Here is a 16,983-nt window from a genome sequence, read left to right as displayed (position 1 = left end):
GTTACGAGAAAGAACTCTAGCGGACGTCCCGAGGGGGCGTGCAGGGGGGGGGTCCCCGCCCCTTCCCAGGCGGTTCCGCCAGATCGTTCTCGCAGGTCAGCGCCCCGGCGAGTCGGGGCCGCCGTTGGACAGCAGGGCGTCGAGCTCCTGGTCCAGCTGCAGCAGCTCACCCTCCGACCCCGACGGCACCAGCGCCTCGGTGTGCCGCAGGAAGGCGGCGACCGTCCCGCGGGAGAGCTCGAAGAGCGCCTCGCCCGAGGGGGCGCGCAGGTGCAGGTACATCACATCGGCCGTCGCGCGGGCCGGCCAGACGCGGACGTCGCCGTCGCCCGCCGGGTGCTCGAGCCCGGCCTGGAGCAGTTCGCGGCTCACCAGCCAGGCGATGCCCTCGTCGCCCTCGCGGTCGTCGGCGTCACCGAAGGCGATGCGCACCGCGTAGGGGTCGGTGGGGTCATAGCACAGCAGGGCGGGGACCTCGGTCCACGACCGCGGGCCGACCAGCTGAAGAGTGATGGGGGAGATGTGGCCGGGGGTCCATCGGCTCGTCATGACAGTTCCAACGACCGCGGTTGGCAGAAGTGACGTGCTTCGTGTCGTCGAGTCACACCAGCATCATGCGTCACGGACGGGTGTTCTGAACCTCGAAGGCGCGTCCTTCCGAACGCCCCGTGTGACCATGGGAGCCGTCAGCCGACCGGTCCTCCGGCCGGAGGAGGGGGTCGGCGGCGCCGAGAGCCTCCGGCGCATCCGCGCGGGGGACCGTGACGCCGTCGACGAGCTGTACCGCCGGCCGGCTTTCGCGCTGGCCCGGCGGATCCTCGCCGACGACGGGCTTGCAGAGGACGTGCTGCAGGACGTGCTGCAGGACGTGTTCTTCGGCGTCTGGCGCGATCCGGAGGCCCACGACCGGGCGCGGGGGAGCTCCTCCTCCTGGCTGCTTGCCGTCGTCCACCACAAGGCGGTCGACGCCGTGCGCCGCGAGGAGTCCCAGCGCGAGCGGCAGCACCGGGCCGAGGACCAGGCGGTGCTGGAGGGCCCGGTGGCCGCCCGGGACGTCGAGAGCGACGCCTGGACCGGCGTCGTCCCGCAGCAGGTGCGCCCCGCGCTGGGGGAGCTGACCGACGCCCAGAGGGAGGCGCTGCCCCTCGCCCACTACGGGGGCTACACGCAGCCGGAGGTGGCCGCCCCAGCTGCGCGACCGCCTCCGCGCCGCCGTCGAGGAGGCGGAGCAGCTGCCGCCCCGGGCGGCCGCCGACCCGCCGGCTCCCGTCCGCATGCACGAGGAGGCGCCGCGCTCTGCGCCTGCGCAGGCACCGGCACCGGCACGGCGGACCAGGCTGCCCCGGGCGCTCGTCGCGGCGGCGGTCGCCGTCGTCGTCGGGCTGGGCGTGTGGGCCGCCGCGCTGGACCGGGACCGCGACGACCTGCGCTCGACCGTGGCCGCCCAGGAACAGGCCGTGACCGAGCTGCTGCGCCCCGGGCGGGCCACGATCGCGCCGCTGACCGCCGGCGACCGGCGGGTGGCGACGCTGGTGGTGCGGGAGCGGGCGGTCCAGGTGGTCAGCGACGGGCTGGCGCGCAACGACACGTCGTCCTCGACCTACGTCCAGTGGGGGCTCGGCGCGGGCGACCCCGTGGCGCCGGGCGCGTTCGACGTCGTCCGTTCGCAGATGGAGGTGCAGACCGTAGGCTCCGGGGAGACCGGTCTCGACGGCTTCCCGGAGTACGGCATCAGCATCGAGCCCGGTCGGCAGGCTCCGTCGGCTCCGACGGAGGTAGTCGCGACCGGGCAGGTGACCAGCTGAGCGCGCGAGAGACGACGACGGCACCCGTGGGTGGACCGCGGCAGCCGGAGACCCGGGAGGAGCGGCGCGCGCGGTTGGACTCCGACGACGTGCACAGCCTTCGCGAGCGGGTCGCCGAGGCCCGCTGGCGCCGGCGGCTCGCGGCGCGCCGCAGCATCGACCGCTCCTACCGCGTGGGCGTGGGGATCGTCGGCGGGCTGGTGGTCGCCCTGGGCCTGGCCACCATCCCGCTGCCCGGCCCCGGCTGGCTCACCGTGATCGCCGGCCTCTTCATCCTGGCCACCGAGTTCACCTGGGCCGAGCGGCTGCTGGCCTTCACCAAGCGCCACGTGGCCCGCTGGACCGAGTGGGTCGGCGCCCAGCGGGTGTGGGTGCGCCTGCTGCTCGGCCTCGCGACGGCGGCCTTCGTGTACGGCATCCTGGTCGTCAGCCTGCACCTGATGGGCGTGCCGGACTGGGTGCCGGGGTGGGTGCCGCTCTGGCGATGAGCGTCTGGCACAATCGGATGCGCAACGGGCGATTGGCTCAGTGGTAGAGCGCTTCGTTCACACCGAAGAGGTCACTGGTTCGAACCCAGTATCGCCCACCGGCACGAGGGCCAGGTGAACCCGGAGACGGGGGAGCCTGGCCCTCCGTCGTACCCAGCCCGTTTCGCCGTCGCGGCGCCGGGAGCCCGATAGCGGGACCATGGTGGGGATGAGCGCCCAGCCCGACCGCGCCGCCCGGCTCCAGCTGGTCCTGGACCGCGACGGGCCCACCTGCGTGTGGTGCGGGCGCCGCTTCTCACCGCTGGTCCGTCCCACCACCGAGCACGTCGTCCCGAGGGTCAAGGGCGGGCCGTCCTGGCTGGAGAACGAGGTGGCCGCGTGCGGTCGCTGCAACGGGGAGCGGGGGCACCGCAGCCCCGTCGAGTGGCTGGAGGAGTGCCGGCGCCGGGGGTGGCCGGCCGACGAGGAACGGCTGGCGCGCGCCCTGACCGGCCTCGCCGCGGCGATCGCCCGCGCCGGTGGGCAGCGGCGGGCCCGCCCCTACCTGGACGCCCAGCGGCGCCGCCTGCGCCGGTCCCGCCCCGCGGCCTAGGGTCGGGGCCGTGACGACGACCGGGCGCGTGGCACGTATCTGGATCTACCCCGTCAAGTCACTCGGCGGCACAGCCCGCGAGCGGGTGCACCTGCACGCGGCGGGCCCGGAGGGCGACCGCGCCTGGACCGTCGTCGACGCGGGGAGCGGGGAGGTCGTGCGCGGCAAGCACGCACCGGGCCTGGCCGCGCTCACCCCGACCGGGGACCCCGGTGCCGACGCCGGCGCGGTCGCCGGGGCGCTCGGCCGGCCGGTGCGGATCGAGCCGGCGGCGGGCGGCTCCGCGGCGGACGCCGCACCGGTCCACCTGGTCTCCCGCCAGGCGATCGACCGGGCCGCGGCGGGCGACGTCCCCGAGGGCTGCTCGGCCGAGGAGCCCCGCGCCAACGTGCTGCTCGACCTCCCCGACGACGACGAGCGCACCTGGGTGGGCCGCGAGCTGCGCATCGGCACCGCACGGCTGGCCGTCGTCCGGACGCCGAAGCACTGCCTGGGCGTGTACGCCGAGGTGCGCCAGCCCGGCGAGATCGCCGTCGGCGACCCCGTGCTGCTCCAGCGGCGTTCCCCGTGCGTCGCTGGTGGGCCGCCGGGGCGGCCGTGCTGCTGCTGACCGGCTGCGGGAGCGGGCCGGGGAACCCGGAGCCGGCCGGGCTGCCCGCCCCGGACGCCTCGGCCCCCCCCCGCACACCCGCTCCCGAGCCGGACGGCTTCACCCTGGTCGTGACCGGTGACGTGCTGGTGCACCAGGGACGGGCGCTCACCACCGGCGCGTCGCGGCCGGACGGCTCCTACGACTTCAGCGGGGTCCTCGCCCCGGTGTCCGGGATCATCGGCTGGGCGGACCTGGCGATCTGCCACCTGGAGACCCCGGTGGCGCCCGAGGGCGGCCCCTACCGCGGCTACCCGAGCTTCAGCGTCCAGCCCGAGATCGTCGACGCGCTCGCCGGGGTGGGGTACGACGTGTGCTCGACGGCGTCGAACCACTCGCTGGACGCCGGCTTCGACGGCCTCACCCGCACCGTCGACGCCCTGGAGGAGGCCGGCATCGCGGTCACCGGCACGTACCGCAGCGAGGCGGAGAGCACGGAGCCGACGGTCGTCGACGTGGACGGCGTGCGCGTGGGCCACGTCGCCGCGACGTTCAGCCTCGACGGCGTGCCGCTGCCGCCCGGGCGGGAGTGGTCGGTCGACGTCGCCGCGGTGCCCGACGTCACCGGGGTGCTCGCCGGGGCGGTACGGGCGCGGGCGGCCGGTGCCGACGTCGTCGTCGCGAGCCTGCACTGCTGCCAAGAGCACGACCACGACCCGACGGCGGCCCAGGAGGCGGCGGCACGCACCCTGCTGGCCTCGCCCGACGTCGATCTCCTGCTGGGGCACCACGCGCACGTGGTGCAGCCCTTCGAGCGGATCGACGGCGAGTGGGTCGCCTACGGCCTGGGCAACCACGTCGCCGAGCACGCCACCCGCGGCCACCCGACCGAGGACTCGGTGGCTGCGCGCTTCACCTTCACCCGCGGCGACGACGGCCGGTACACCGTTTCGGCGGCCGAGGCGGTGCCCCTGCGCATCGAGTCCGGCGCCGGCGTGCGGGTGGTGCCGGCCGACCCGGTCGGCCTGGCGCGGTGGCGGCCGGGCTGGAGGTCGTCCGGGACCGAGCCCGGTGCGCACTAGGCTCGGGGCCGCAGAACGGGCGTCGGATGACGCCCGCCGCCTCGATCACTGGAGCATGCTCGTGTCCACCCAGCCCTCGCCCACCGCCGTCGGACCGATCCGGGTGCCGGCCGGGACGACGGCGCAGGACGCGCTCAAGTCGGCCGGGGTACCGGTGAAGGGGCCCGACGGCGCCGTCGTCGTCCGCGAGGTGGCGACCGGTGACCTCAAGGACCTCGCCTGGGCGCCGGACGCCGACGCGGAGGTCGAGGCCGTCGCGGCGTCCAGCGCGGACGGTCGCGCGGTGATCCGCCACTCCACGGCGCACGTGCTCGCGCAGGCCGTGCAGGACCTGTTCCCCGGCACCCGGCTGGGCATCGGCCCGCCGGTCGAGAACGGTTTCTACTACGACTTCGACCCCGAGCGGCCGTTCACGCCGGAGGACCTGCAGGCGCTGGAGAAGCGGATGCAGGAGATCGTCAAGGCCGGCCAGTACTTCTCCCGCCGCGAGATCAGCGACGCCGACGCCGAGGTCGAGCTGGCGCACGAGCCCTACAAGCTCGAGCTGATCGGGCTCAAGGGCGGTGCCGGCGAGGCTGCCGAGGGCGCCGACGTCGAGGTGGGCGGCGCCCAGCTGACCATGTACGACAACCTCGACCCGCGCTCGCGCGAGCGGGTCTGGACCGACCTGTGCCGCGGCCCGCACCTGCCGCGCACCTCGAGCATCCCGGCGTTCTCCCTCACCCGCAGCGCCGCCGCCTACTGGCGGGGCAGCGAGAAGAACCCGCAGCTGCAGCGCGTCTACGGCACCGCCTGGGAGAGCAAGGAGGCGCACAAGGCGTACCTGGAGCACCTGGCCGAGGCCGAGCGGCGCGACCACCGGCGGCTCGGCGCCGAGCTCGACCTGTTCAGCTTCCCCGACGAGATCGGCTCCGGCCTGGTGGTCTTCCACCCCAAGGGCGGCGTCGTCAAGCGGGAGATGGAGGACTACGTCCGCCGCCGGCACATCGAGGAGGGCTTCGACTACGTCGGCACCCCGCACATCAGCAAGGCGCACCTGTTCGAGACCTCGGGGCACCTGCCGTACTACGCCGACACCATGTTCCCGCCGATGGAGCTGGAGAACGCGGAGTACTACCTCAAGGCCATGAACTGCCCGATGCACAACCTGATCTTCCGGTCGCGCGGGCGGTCCTACCGCGAGCTGCCGCTGCGCTTCTTCGAGTTCGGGTCGGTGTACCGGTACGAGAAGTCGGGCGTCGTGCACGGGCTGACCCGCGTCCGCGGGCTCACCCAGGACGACTCGCACAGCTACGTCACCCCGGAGCAGGCGCCCGGGGAGATCCGGCACCTGCTGTCGTTCGTGCTGGGGCTGCTGCGCGACTTCGGTCTCGACGACTACTACCTGGAGCTCTCCACCCGCGGGGACGACCCGGAGAAGCAGGCCAAGTTCATCGGCTCCGACGAGGAGTGGGCGATCGCCACGGGGGTGCTCGAGGACGCTGCCAGGGAGACCGGCCTGGAACTGGTCCCCGACCCGGGTGGCGCCGCCTTCTACGGCCCGAAGATCTCGGTGCAGGCGCGGGATGCGATCGGCCGCACCTGGCAGATGTCGACCATCCAGTACGACTTCAACCAGCCCGCCCGGTTCGGCCTGGAGTACACGACCGCCGACGGCTCCCGCCGGCAGCCGGTCATGATCCACTCGGCCAAGTTCGGGTCGATCGAGCGGTTCTTCGGCGTGCTCACCGAGCACTACGCAGGCGCCTTCCCGGCCTGGCTGGCCCCCGTGCAGGTGGTGGGCGTACCGGTCACCGACGAGCAGGTGCCCTACCTGGCCGATGTGGCCTTGAAGCTGCGTGCCCGCGGCATCCGCGTGGAGATCGACGACTCCGACGACCGCATGCAGAAGAAGATCCGGACGGCGAGCAAGCAGAAGATCCCGTTCGTCCTCATCGCCGGCGCCACCGATGCCGACGCCGGCGCGGTCTCCTTCCGCTTCCGCGACGGCAGCCAGGACAACGGGGTGGCGGTCGACGACGCCGTCGAGCGGATCGCCGCCTGGGTCGCGACCCGGAACAACACCGACCCGACGGCGGAGACCGCGGCGGTCCCCGGATGAGCGAGGACAACGCCCCCTACCGGGTGCCGGTCTCCTCGGACGACGGCGGCCCGGCGACGGTGTTCGAGCACCTGTGGACGCCCTACCGGATGGCCTACATCCGGGGGGAGGGCAAGCCCACGGGTGCCCACGACTGCCCGTTCTGTGTCATCCCCACGCTCGGCGACGAGGAGGGGCTGGTGGTGGCGCGGGGCGCGTCGGTCTTCGCCGTGCTCAACCTCTACCCGTACAACGCGGGCCACCTGATGCTCGTGCCGTACCGGCACGTGCCGGACTACACCGACCTCACGCCCGGGGAGGTGGCAGAGCTCGGCGCGTTCACCCAGACGGCGATGCGGGTGGTGCGCGCCGTGACCGGAGCCCACGGGTTCAACATCGGCATGAACCAGGGCGCGGTGGCCGGGGCGGGCATCGCCGACCACCTGCACCAGCACGCCGTGCCCCGCTGGGGCGGTGACACCAACTTCATGCCGGTGGTCGGGCTCACCCGCGTGCTGCCGCAGGTGCTGGCGGAGACCCGGGCGTTGCTCGCCGACGCCTGGGCCGACCACGACGCACCCCTGCCGGAGGCCTGAGTGCTCGGCGTGAACGCCCGGCCCGTGGTGGCCAAGGTGGTCAACCCGCTGGCGGTGCGGCTGGCCCGGATCGGGGTCACACCCGACATGGTCACCATCACCGGCACCGTCGGCGCCATCGCCGGGGCCGCGGGGCTCATCGCCACCGGGCACCTCTTCTGGGGCGCCTTCACCGTCACGGTCTTCGTCCTGCTGGACATGCTCGACGGCGCGCTCGCCCGCCTGCGCGGCGGCGGGTCGGTGTTCGGCGCGGTCCTGGACTCCACCGGTGACCGCGCCGCCGACGCCGCGATCTTCGGTGCGCTGGTGTGGTGGTTCTCCGGGAGCGGCGACAACCGGCTGCTGGTGCTGCTCGCCCTGCTCTGCCTCGTGCTCGGCGTGCTGACCTCCTACATCAAGGCGCGCGCCGAGGGGATGGGCCTGGCGTGCGACGTGGGGGTCGTCGAGCGGACCGAGCGGCTGATCCTCGTGCTGACCGGGACCGGCTTCACCGGCCTCGGCATCCCGTACGCGGTCCACGTGGCGCTGTGGGTGCTGCTCGCCGGGAGCGCGGTGACGGTGGCCCAGCGGGTCCTGGCGGTGAGGCGGGCCGCCGACGGCCGGCGGATCACCCCGTGAACGGTGTCCGGCAGCGGCTCACCGGCCGCCTCTCGGACGCGGGGTACGCGGCCGGCTGGCGGGCGGTGCGCATGCTGCCGGAGCCGGCGGCCCGGGTGCTGTTCGACCGGGCCGGGGCGTGGGCCGCCGGCCGCGACGGCAGGGGCGTGCGGCAGCTGCGGGCCAACCTGCGGGTGGTCACCGGCGGCCGGCTGACCGAACCGGAACTCGCCGAGCTCACCCGCCGCGCGATGCGCTCCTACTCCCGCTACTGGCAGGAGGCCTTCCGGCTGCCGACGCTGACCGCGCAGCGCATCCGCGCCGGCAGCGACGTCCCCGGGATCGAGCACATCGCCCGCGCCCGCGCCGAGGGGCGGGGGGTGGTCGTCGCGCTGCCGCACAGCGGGAACTGGGACGCCGCCGGCGCCTGGTTCACCGACTGGCTGGACGGGCCGTTCATGACCGTCGCCGAGCGGCTTCGCCCGGAATCGCTGTACCGGCGCTTCCTCGACTACCGCGAGGCGCTGGGCTTCCGCGTGGTGCCGCTCACCGGTGGCGAGCGCCCCAGCTCGGAGGTGCTGCGGGAGTGGCTCGCCGACGGCGGTGTGGCGTGCCTGCTCGTCGACCGCAACCTGGGCGCCGGTGGTGTCCCGGTGACCTTCTTCGGCCGGCCGGCCACCATGCCCGGCGGTGCGGCGCTGCTCGCCGAGCGCACCGGCGCCGCCCTCGTCCCCGCGGTCTGCCAGTTCACCCCCGGCGGGTGGCGCATGTGCGTGCACCCCGAGGTGCCGGTGCGGGGCCCCGGCCGGCTGAAGGACCGGGTGTCGACGGCGATGCAGCAGGTCGCCGACGTGTTCACCGCCGGCATCGCCGAGCGACCCGAGGACTGGCACATGCTGGGCCGCGTCTGGCCCGACGTGCCGCCCGACCCACCCCGCGGGGAGGCGGTGCCCTGATGCGCATCGGCCTGGTCTGCCCCTACCGGTGGGACGTCCCCGGCGGCGTCCAGTACCACGTGCGCGACCTCGCCGGGACGCTGCGCGGCATGGGCCACCACGTCGAGGTGCTGACCCCCGCCCAGCACGAGGAGTCGGTCACCGACCCCTGGATCACCTTCGCCGGCCGCACCGTCCCCGTGCCCTACAACGGGTCGATGGCGAGCCTCCAGTTCGGGCCGGTCTCGGCCGCGCGGGTGCGCCGCTGGTTGCGCGAGGGCCGCTTCGACGTCGTCCACGTGCACGAGCCGGCCACGCCGTCGGTGTCCCTGCTGGTGTGCATGATCGCGACCGGGCCGATCGTGGCCACCTTCCACGCGGCGACCACGCGCTCCAAGTGGCTGGCCGCCGTCGGCCCCATGGCCCGGCCGTGGCTGGAGAAGATCAGCGGCCGCATCGCCGTCTCCGACTTCGCCCGGCGCGTGCAGGTCGAGCACCTCGGGGGAGACGCGGTCATCCTGCCCAACGGGGTGCATGTGCCGTTCTTCGCCCAGGGCCCGGCGCTGCCGGGATTCGGGCGGGGGAGCGGCGGCCCGCCGACCATCGGGTTCGTGGGCCGCTTCGACGAGCCCCGCAAGGGCCTGCCGGTGCTGCTCCAGGCCCTGCGCACCGTCGTCCGGGCGCACCCGGGCACCCGGCTGCTCATCGCCGGGCGCGGTGACGCCGACCAGCTGTGGTCCATGGTCGGCGATGACCTCCGGCCGCACGTGACGCTGCTGGGCGAGGTCTCGGAGGCGGACAAGGCGGCGCTGCTGCGCAGCGTGGACGTGTACTGCGCACCCAACCTGCTCGGCGAGTCCTTCGGCGTCATCCTCATCGAGGCGATGGCCGCCGGGGCCCCCGTCGTTGCCAGCGACCTGGACGCCTTCGTCCGGGTGCTGGACGACGGCGCCGCGGGCGTGGTGGTGCGCCGGGACGACCCCGCCGCCCTCGGGCAGGCCCTGTCGGACCTGCTCGCCGACCCCGACCGGCGCGCCGAGCTCGCCGCGCGCGGCTCCCGGGCCGCGGCCCGTTACGACTGGCAGGTGCTGGCCCGCCGCATCCTCGCCGTCTACGAGACCGTGCTCCCGCCCGGTGGTGGCGTGGTCACCGCCGCGCCGGAGCACGAATTCCCCGGGGTCCCGCCGACCGGCACCGCGTCCGGACCTCCCCGCATCCGGCGGCCGCGCCGCTAGCCTCGGGGACCGTGACGCCCGAGGCCTGGTTGCTGCTCGCCGCCGGAGTGCTCCTGCTCCTGGTGGTCTGGACCGGGTGGACGCTCACCCGGCTGCGGCGGCTGGCCGCACGGGTGGACCGGGCCTGGGCCACGCTGGACGCCCAGCTGCAGCGCCGCGCCGCCCTGGCCGAGGAGCTGGCCCGCCACCACCCCGCGGCGCTCGGCGTGGGCGCCTCCTCGCGGCTGGCCGTCGCCGCCGCGGGGGCGCGCGCCGCCCGGGACGCGGGCGACCGCGAGCTGGCGGAGAACGCACTGGGCCACGAGCTGCGGGAGCTGCCGCCGGACCTGCCCGGCGTCCCGGCCGCGCTGCGCACCGACCTGGCCGGCACGCAGACCAGGGTCGCGCTGGCCCGCCGCTTCTACAACGACGCCGTCCGCGACACCCGGGAGCTGCGCGGCCGCCGCTCCTCCCGCTGGGCCGGGCTGCACCGCGGGCGCCCGCTGCCGCGCTACTTCGACATCGACGACCGGCTGGGCGGTGTCGGCGCGGGTGCCGACGTCGCCGGCCGCCGGGCGTCCTGACGGCCGTAAGGTTGCTCGCAACTCAACCGGGCTAGCGAAGGCGGACGACAGTGGCAGGGCACCTCGACCGGGCGGACGACCGAACCGGGACCGACCGCGTCAAGCGCGGCATGGCCGAGCAGCTCAAGGGCGGCGTCATCATGGACGTGGTCACCCCGGAGCAGGCACGCATCGCCGAGGACGCCGGCGCGGTCGCCGTCATGGCGCTGGAGCGGGTGCCGGCCGACATCCGCGCCCAGGGCGGGATCGCGCGGATGAGCGACCCCGACATGGTGCAGGGCATCATCGACGCGGTCTCCATCCCCGTGATGGCCAAGGCCCGCATCGGCCACTTCGTCGAGGCGCAGGTGCTCCAGTCCCTCGGCGTCGACTACATCGACGAGTCCGAGGTGCTCACGCCCGCGGACGAGGCCCACCACATCGACAAGCGCGCGTTCACCGTGCCCTTCGTGTGCGGCGCCACCGACCTCGGCGAGGCGCTGCGGCGCATCTCCGAGGGCGCGGCGATGATCCGCTCCAAGGGTGAGGCGGGCACCGGCAACGTCGTCGAGGCGACCCGCCACATGCGGGCGCTGCGTGCCGGCATCCGCCGGCTGGCGACCCTGGACGAGAGCGAGCTCTTCGTCGCGGCGAAGGAACTGCGGGCCCCGCACGACCTCGTCGCCGAGGTGGCGCGGTCGGGAAAGCTGCCCGTGGTCCTCTTCACCGCCGGCGGCATCGCCACCCCCGCCGACGCGGCGATGATGATGCAGCTCGGTGCGGAGGGCGTCTTCGTCGGGTCCGGCATCTTCAAGTCCGGTGACCCGGCGCAGCGCGCGGCCGCCATCGTCCAGGCGACGACCTTCCACGACGACCCGGACGTGATCGCCAAGGTCTCGCGCGGGCTGGGGGAGCCGATGGTGGGGATCGACGTCGCGACGCTCCCGGGGAGCGAGCGGTACGCCACCCGCGGCTGGTGAGCGTGGACGTCCGGCGGCGCATCGGCGGGCTGGACGTCGCGCGCGGGCTCGCCGTGCTCGGCATGTTCGCCGCGCACATGCGCGTCGGGGGCGAGCTGCACCCGGACCCGCGCACCTGGACGGCGGTGGTCGACGGCCGCTCGTCGATCCTCTTCGCGACCCTGGCCGGCATCTCGGTCGCGCTCCTCTCGGGGCGCGACCGGCCGGCCGAGGGGCCGGAGCTGCGGCGGGCGCGGGTGCGGATCGCCGTCCGCGCGCTCTGGGTCTTCCTGTTCGGGCTGGTCCTCGAGGGGCTGGGCACCTTCGTCGCGGTGATCCTGGGCGTGTACGGGGTGCTGTTCGTGCTCGTGCTGCCTTTCCTGCGCTGGCCGGTGCGCCGGCTGCTGGTCACCGCGGGGGTCGTCGCCGTCGTCGGCCCGCCGCTGCTCGTCGTCGCCGGGCAGGTGCTCACCACGGTCGGGCTGGCGCAGGCGCTGGTGCCCTCGCTCCTGGTCACCGGCTACTACCCGGCGCTGCTCTGGATCGCCTTCGTGCTGGTCGGCCTCGCGATCGGCCGGCTGGATCTCGACTCCGGCGCCGTTCGCCTGTGGCTGGCGGCGGCCGCCGCGGTGGCCGCGGTCGTCGGCTACGGCGCCGGCTGGGCGAGCACGCGGCTGCTGGCCTCCGGCGTGCCCTCGGCCGGTCCCGAGACCGGCTTCACCGTGCCGGACGTCTTCGACGTCCGCTGGCTGACCGGCGCCGAGGCGCACAGCGGGACCACCTTCGAGGTCGTCGGGTCGACCGGGTTCGCCGTCCTCGTGGTGGTCGGGTGCCTGGTGGTCGCCGAGCGGGTGCCGCGGCCGAGCGCCCCGGTGGCCGCCGTGGGGGCGATGGCGCTCACCGTCTACGCCGCCCACCTCGTGGCGATCCGGGTGCTCATGGAGATCGCCCCGGGCCGCGTGGAGGGCGCCGCCCTGTGGCTGTGGTTCGCCGGCGCCGCGCTCGCCGGTGCCTGGGCGTGGCGGCGCACGGTCGGCCGCGGGCCGCTGGAGGCGCTGGTCACCTGGACGTCGAGCCGCGCCGCCGGCCTCGCCCCGTCGGCACCGGCCCTCTGACCCACGCCGTAGCGTGGGCGGCCGTGTCCACCGGCCCCACCCGCCCCCTCGTCGGGGTGCTGGCCCTCCAGGGCGACGTCCGCGAGCACGTCGCCGCGCTGCACGCCGAGGGCGCCGAAGCGCGGTCGGTCCGCCGCCCCGAGGAGCTCGCCGGCATCGACGGGATCGTCCTGCCCGGCGGCGAGTCCACGACCATGGCCAAGCTGGCCGGCCGGTTCGGGCTCCTGGCCCCGCTGCGTGCAGCGATCGGCGGCGGGCTGCCGGCGTACGGCTCCTGCGCCGGGATGATCCTGCTCGCCGACCGGCTGCGGGACGCCGCGCCGGGCCAGGAGACCCTCGGCGGGCTGGACGTCACCGTCCGCCGCAACGCCTTCGGCCGCCAGGTCGACTCCTTCGAGACGCGGGTCGAGCTCGACGGGCTGACCGGCGGGCCGCTGCACGCCGTCTTCATCCGCGCCCCCTGGGTCGAGGAGGCCGGGCCGGGGGTGCAGGTGCTCGGCCGGGTCGTCGGCGGACCGGCCGACGGTAGGATCGTCGCGGTCCGCCAGGGGGACGTGGTGGCCACCAGCTTCCACCCCGAGCTGACCGGGGACCGCCGGGTGCACGCGCTGTTCGTCGACATCGTGCGCCGTCACCTGGCCGACGCAGAGAGGGGAGAGCCGTGAGCGGCCACTCCAAGTGGGCGACGACCAAGCACAAGAAGGCCGGGATCGACGCCAAGCGCGGCAAGCTCTTCGCCAAGCTGATCAAGAACATCGAGGTCGCGGCCCGCACCGGCGGCGGTGACCCCGCCGGCAACCCGACGCTCTACGACGCCATCCAGAAGGCGAAGAAGAGCTCGGTGCCCAACGACAACATCGACCGCGCCGTCAAGCGGGGCGCCGGCCTCGAGGCCGGTGGCGTCGACTACCAGGGCATCACCTACGAGGGCTACGCCAGCGGCGGCGTCGCGGTGCTCATCGAGTGCCTCACCGACAACAAGAACCGCTCGGCCATGGAGGTACGCACCGCCATGACCCGCAACGGCGGGTCGATGGCCGACCCCGGCTCGGTGTCCTACCTCTTCTCCCGCAAGGGCGTCGTCGTCGTGCCCAGGTCCGGAGACGTCGACGAGGACAGCGTGCTGATGGCGGTGCTCGACGCCGGTGCCGAGGAGGTCCGCGACCTCGGGGACAGCTTCGAGGTGCTGTGCGAGCCGGGCGACCTCATCGCGGTGCGCACCGCGTTGCAGGACGCGGGCATCGACTACGACTCGGCCGAGGCCGGCTTCCAGCCCAGCGTGCAGGTGGAGCTGGACGAGGAGGGGGCGACCAAGGTGTTCAAGCTCATCGACGCCCTCGAGGACCTCGACGACGTGCAGAACGTCTACGCCAACTACGACGTGCCCGACGACGTCATGGAGAAGGTCACCGCCGACGCCTGAAAGGACCCCGGTGCCCCCCACGACTCGCTGCGCTCGCCGCGGGGCCCCGCACCGGGGTCGTCCCTCGGGTCGCCGGGCGTGTTGGCGGGGTTCGGTCGGGGGGTCCGGTTAACCTCGGTCGAACACCAGTTCGGCTGACGGGAGAGTGACCATGCGGGTGCTCGGCATCGACCCGGGCCTCACCCGGTGCGGGTGGGGGGTGGTCGACGGGCGCCCCGGGGCGCGGCCGACGGCGGTCGGCGTCGGCGTGGTCCGCACCCTGGCGGAGCTGGACCTGGAGCTGCGGCTGCTGGAGCTGCACACCGCGGTGACGGCGCTGCTGCGCGAGCACCGCCCCGACGTCGTCGCCATCGAGCGGGTGTTCACCCAGAACAACAAGGGCACCGCCACGGGGACGGCGCAGGCGGCCGGGGTCGCCGCGCTCGCCGCGGCCCAGGCCGACCGGCCGGTCGCGTGGCACACGCCCAGCGAGGTCAAGGCGGCCATCTCCGGCAACGGCCGCGCGGACAAGGAGCAGGTCACCCTCATGGTCACCCGGGTCCTCGGGCTCGCCGCTGCCCCCAAGCCTGCCGATGCCGCCGACGCCCTCGCGCTCGCGGTCTGCCACGCCTGGCGCGGCCCCGCCCAGCAGCGGCTGCGCACCGCGGCGCTCGCCGGCGGCATCGGCGCGCCGGTGCGCCGGACCACGCTGCCGCGGTGGACGGGGGTGGCGGCGCGATGATCGCCAGCGTGAGCGGCCGGGTCGCCGCGGTCTCGCCGGACGGCGCCGTCGTCGAGGTCGGCGGGATCGGCCTGGCGGTGCAGTGCACCCCGGGCACGATCGCCCGCCTGCAGGTGGGGGAGGCCGCCCGGCTGGCCACCAGCCTGGTGGTGCGCGAGGACTCGCTGACCCTCTACGGCTTCGCCGACGACGACGAGCGCCAGCTGTTCGAGCTGCTGCAGACCGCCAACGGCGTCGGCCCGCGCCTGGCCCAGGCGGTGCTGGCCATCCACCCGCCGCGGGAGGTGCGCCGAGCGGTGTCGATGGCCGACGTCAAGGCGCTCATGCAGGTGCCGGGCATCGGCAAGAAGGGCGCCGAGCGGTTGATCCTCGAGCTGCGCGACCGGCTGGGCTCCACCTCCACCGACACCTCCCTGGACGCGCCCGCGCCCACGGGGCTGCCGTCGGTGACGCCGGTGGCACCCTGGCGCGACCAGCTCACCAGCGCGCTCGTCGGCCTCGGGTGGAGCGGCAAGGAGGCCGAGAGCGCGGTCGGCCAGCTCGCGCCGGTGGCGGACGAGCAGATGGCCGCGACCGGGTCCGTGGAGGTCGCGGCGCTGCTCCGGCGGGCGCTCCAGCTGCTGGGTAGGTCGTGAGCGCCCCGTTCGACCGGTCGCTGACCGGGGAGCTGGCCGACCCGACGCCGGAGTGGACGGTGTCACCGCAGGCCGGCGACGAGGAGCGGGTCGTCGAGTCGGCGCTCCGCCCACACTCGCTCGACGACTTCATCGGCCAGCCGAAGGTCGCCCGCCAGCTCGCCTTGGTCCTCGAGGGGGCCAAGCGCCGGGGCCGCACGCCCGACCACGTGCTGCTGTCCGGCCCGCCGGGCCTGGGGAAGACGAGCCTCGCGCTGATCATCGGCTCCGAGCTCGGCACCTCGGTGAAGATCACCAGCGGCCCGGCGATCGAGCGCTCCGGCGACCTCGCGGCGATGCTGTCGAACCTGGCGCCCGGCGACGTCCTGTTCATCGACGAGATCCACCGCATCGCGCGCCCCGCCGAGGAACTGCTCTACATGGCGATGGAGGACTTCCGCGTCGACGTCGTCGTCGGCAAGGGGCCGGGGGCGACGGCGATCCCCTTGGAGATCAGCCCGTTCACCCTGGTCGGGGCCACCACCCGCGCCGGGCTGCTGACCGGCCCGCTCCGCGACCGGTTCGGCTTCGTCGGCCAGATGGAGTTCTACGAGCCCGCCGAGCTCCAGCGGGTGCTCGCCCGCAGCGCCGCGCTGCTCGGCGTCGAGCTCACCGACGAGGGGTCGGCGGAGATCGCCGGCCGCTCCCGTGGCACCCCGCGCATCGCCAACCGGCTGCTGCGCCGGGTGCGGGACTACGCCGAGGTGGAGGCCGACGGCCGCGTCACCCGCCAGGTCGCGGAGGCCGCGCTGGCCCTCTACGACGTCGACCACCTCGGGCTCGACCGCCTCGACCGCGCCGTCCTCGAGGCGCTGGTGGGCAAGTTCGGCGGGGGGCCCGTCGGCGTCGCCACCCTGGCGGTGGCCGTGGGGGAGGAGCCGCACACCGTCGAGGAGGTGTGCGAGCCGTTCCTCGTGCGCGCCGGGCTGCTGGCCCGCACCCCGCGCGGCCGCGTCGCCACCGAGGCCGCCTGGGAGCACCTGGGCAGGCCGGTGCCGCGGGGCGGCGTCCCCCTCGGGCGGGTCACAGCAGAACCACAGGTACCGGGGTCGTCGTCAGAGACCCTGTTCGACGCCTAGACTCCCGGACGCTGGCGCGCAACTCGCAGGCCGGGCCGTGCGCGTCCCGCCTGGTCGCCGCGCGCACGGCAACCGTCGCACCCGAGCGGTCCCGTCCCGGGCCGCACCCACCGCGAGGCACCTGTCGCGGAAGAGAGGCACACCTGTCGTGGAGTACTTCCCGCTGATCATGCTGGCCCTGCTGGCCGTCGTGCTGTTCGTGCTGCCCGCGCGGCAGCGCAAGCGCATGCAGGAGCAGCACGCCGCTCTGCAGGCCTCTCTCACGATCGGCACCCCGGTCATGACCACCAGCGGCATGCACGGAACGGTGGCGGCGCTGGGGGACACGACGCTGGACCTCGAGGTCGCGCCCGGTGTCGTCGTCACCTTCGCCCGGCAGGCGATCCTCGAGGTGCGCCGCCCGGCCGGCGCCGCGCCGTCCGACGGGGACAGCGCGCGCCCGGCCGACGGCACCGTCTGACCCGGGGGAGC

General features: G+C 74.8%; 20 protein-coding genes, 1 tRNA gene and 1 pseudogene. 21 read left to right on the top strand and 1 reads right to left on the bottom strand.

Annotated features, from left to right (window positions below):
* Window positions 1–96: 96 nt before the first annotated feature.
* Window positions 97–549 (bottom strand): SsgA family sporulation/cell division regulator, encoded by a 453-nt coding sequence (locus tag ACI79W_RS12085; RefSeq protein WP_456562326.1) that lies wholly within the window; start codon window positions 547–549, stop codon window positions 97–99.
* Here ACI79W_RS12085 and ACI79W_RS12080 point away from each other — a divergent pair.
* The 21 genes and pseudogenes from ACI79W_RS12080 to yajC form a co-directional block, all read left to right on the top strand.
* A pseudogene (locus ACI79W_RS12080) lies at window positions 512–925 on the top strand (hypothetical protein); the annotation flags it as partial. The gene ACI79W_RS12085 and the pseudogene ACI79W_RS12080 sit on opposite strands and share 38 nt — an antisense overlap.
* Window positions 926–1,274: 349 nt before the next feature.
* Complete coding sequence (locus ACI79W_RS12075) at window positions 1,275–1,805, top strand: anti-sigma factor domain-containing protein (RefSeq protein ID WP_456562325.1); 531 nt, start codon at window positions 1,275–1,277, stop codon at window positions 1,803–1,805.
* Between the two features lie 74 nt (window positions 1,806–1,879).
* Window positions 1,880–2,293 (top strand): TIGR02611 family protein, encoded by a 414-nt coding sequence (locus ACI79W_RS12070; RefSeq protein ID WP_456562350.1) that lies wholly within the window; start codon window positions 1,880–1,882, stop codon window positions 2,291–2,293.
* Between the two features lie 26 nt (window positions 2,294–2,319).
* Window positions 2,320–2,391 (top strand) — tRNA-Val (locus ACI79W_RS12065).
* Window positions 2,392–2,501: 110 nt separating this feature from the next.
* Entirely contained in the window at window positions 2,502–2,885 is a 384-nt protein-coding gene (locus ACI79W_RS12060; protein ID WP_456562324.1) for an HNH endonuclease, read from the top strand.
* A 10-nt stretch (window positions 2,886–2,895) separates the two neighbouring features.
* Window positions 2,896–3,495, top strand: a complete 600-nt coding sequence (locus ACI79W_RS12055; protein WP_456562323.1) for an MOSC N-terminal beta barrel domain-containing protein — start codon at window positions 2,896–2,898, stop codon at window positions 3,493–3,495.
* Window positions 3,453–4,556 (top strand): CapA family protein, encoded by a 1,104-nt coding sequence (locus ACI79W_RS12050; protein WP_456562322.1) that lies wholly within the window; start codon window positions 3,453–3,455, stop codon window positions 4,554–4,556. Before ACI79W_RS12055 ends, ACI79W_RS12050 begins: the two co-directional genes overlap by 43 nt.
* A gap of 55 nt (window positions 4,557–4,611) precedes the next feature.
* Window positions 4,612–6,657 carry a threonine--tRNA ligase gene (thrS, locus tag ACI79W_RS12045; protein ID WP_456562321.1) on the top strand — a complete coding sequence of 682 codons (2,046 nt, stop codon included), beginning with the start codon at window positions 4,612–4,614 and terminating at the stop codon, window positions 6,655–6,657.
* On the top strand, window positions 6,654–7,232 hold the full coding sequence (locus ACI79W_RS12040; RefSeq protein ID WP_456562320.1) for an HIT family protein: 579 nt from the start codon (window positions 6,654–6,656) through the stop codon (window positions 7,230–7,232). Before thrS ends, ACI79W_RS12040 begins: the two co-directional genes overlap by 4 nt.
* A 9-nt stretch (window positions 7,233–7,241) precedes the next feature.
* Entirely contained in the window at window positions 7,242–7,850 is a 609-nt protein-coding gene (pgsA, locus tag ACI79W_RS12035) for a phosphatidylinositol phosphate synthase (RefSeq protein WP_456562319.1), read from the top strand.
* Window positions 7,847–8,785 (top strand): phosphatidylinositol mannoside acyltransferase, encoded by a 939-nt coding sequence (locus ACI79W_RS12030; RefSeq protein WP_456562318.1) that lies wholly within the window; start codon window positions 7,847–7,849, stop codon window positions 8,783–8,785. The genes pgsA and ACI79W_RS12030 overlap by 4 nt, the downstream gene beginning before the upstream one ends.
* Window positions 8,785–9,999 carry a glycosyltransferase family 4 protein gene (locus ACI79W_RS12025; RefSeq protein WP_456562317.1) on the top strand — a complete coding sequence of 405 codons (1,215 nt, stop codon included), beginning with the start codon at window positions 8,785–8,787 and terminating at the stop codon, window positions 9,997–9,999. Before ACI79W_RS12030 ends, ACI79W_RS12025 begins: the two co-directional genes overlap by 1 nt.
* 11 nt (window positions 10,000–10,010) lie before the next feature.
* Window positions 10,011–10,562 carry a hypothetical protein gene (locus ACI79W_RS12020; RefSeq protein WP_456562316.1) on the top strand — a complete coding sequence of 184 codons (552 nt, stop codon included), beginning with the start codon at window positions 10,011–10,013 and terminating at the stop codon, window positions 10,560–10,562.
* 50 nt (window positions 10,563–10,612) lie between these two features.
* On the top strand, window positions 10,613–11,521 hold the full coding sequence (gene pdxS, locus ACI79W_RS12015) for a pyridoxal 5'-phosphate synthase lyase subunit PdxS (RefSeq protein WP_456562315.1): 909 nt from the start codon (window positions 10,613–10,615) through the stop codon (window positions 11,519–11,521).
* On the top strand, window positions 11,518–12,615 hold the full coding sequence (locus ACI79W_RS12010; protein WP_456562314.1) for a heparan-alpha-glucosaminide N-acetyltransferase domain-containing protein: 1,098 nt from the start codon (window positions 11,518–11,520) through the stop codon (window positions 12,613–12,615). The genes pdxS and ACI79W_RS12010 overlap by 4 nt, the downstream gene beginning before the upstream one ends.
* Window positions 12,616–12,638: 23 nt before the next feature.
* The gene (gene pdxT, locus ACI79W_RS12005; RefSeq protein WP_456562313.1) at window positions 12,639–13,280 is read left to right on the top strand and encodes a pyridoxal 5'-phosphate synthase glutaminase subunit PdxT; all 642 of its coding nucleotides are present in this window, start codon (window positions 12,639–12,641) and stop codon (window positions 13,278–13,280) included.
* Window positions 13,277–14,038 carry a YebC/PmpR family DNA-binding transcriptional regulator gene (locus ACI79W_RS12000; protein ID WP_456562312.1) on the top strand — a complete coding sequence of 254 codons (762 nt, stop codon included), beginning with the start codon at window positions 13,277–13,279 and terminating at the stop codon, window positions 14,036–14,038. Before pdxT ends, ACI79W_RS12000 begins: the two co-directional genes overlap by 4 nt.
* Before the next feature lie 151 nt (window positions 14,039–14,189).
* Entirely contained in the window at window positions 14,190–14,759 is a 570-nt protein-coding gene (ruvC, locus tag ACI79W_RS11995; protein WP_456562311.1) for a crossover junction endodeoxyribonuclease RuvC, read from the top strand.
* On the top strand, window positions 14,735–15,394 hold the full coding sequence (ruvA, locus tag ACI79W_RS11990) for a Holliday junction branch migration protein RuvA (protein WP_456562310.1): 660 nt from the start codon (window positions 14,735–14,737) through the stop codon (window positions 15,392–15,394). The genes ruvC and ruvA overlap by 25 nt, the downstream gene beginning before the upstream one ends.
* Window positions 15,391–16,512 carry a Holliday junction branch migration DNA helicase RuvB gene (gene ruvB, locus ACI79W_RS11985; protein WP_456562309.1) on the top strand — a complete coding sequence of 374 codons (1,122 nt, stop codon included), beginning with the start codon at window positions 15,391–15,393 and terminating at the stop codon, window positions 16,510–16,512. Before ruvA ends, ruvB begins: the two co-directional genes overlap by 4 nt.
* 148 nt (window positions 16,513–16,660) lie before the next feature.
* Window positions 16,661–16,972: a preprotein translocase subunit YajC gene (yajC, locus tag ACI79W_RS11980; protein WP_456562308.1), complete on the top strand. Its 312-nt coding sequence runs from the start codon at window positions 16,661–16,663 to the stop codon at window positions 16,970–16,972.
* The last annotated feature ends 11 nt before the right edge of the window (window positions 16,973–16,983 follow it).

The organism is Blastococcus sp. SYSU DS0533 (assembly GCF_054050775.1).
The sequence above is the reverse complement of the archived record's forward strand: the minus strand, read 5'-3'. Positions and strand labels throughout refer to the sequence as shown.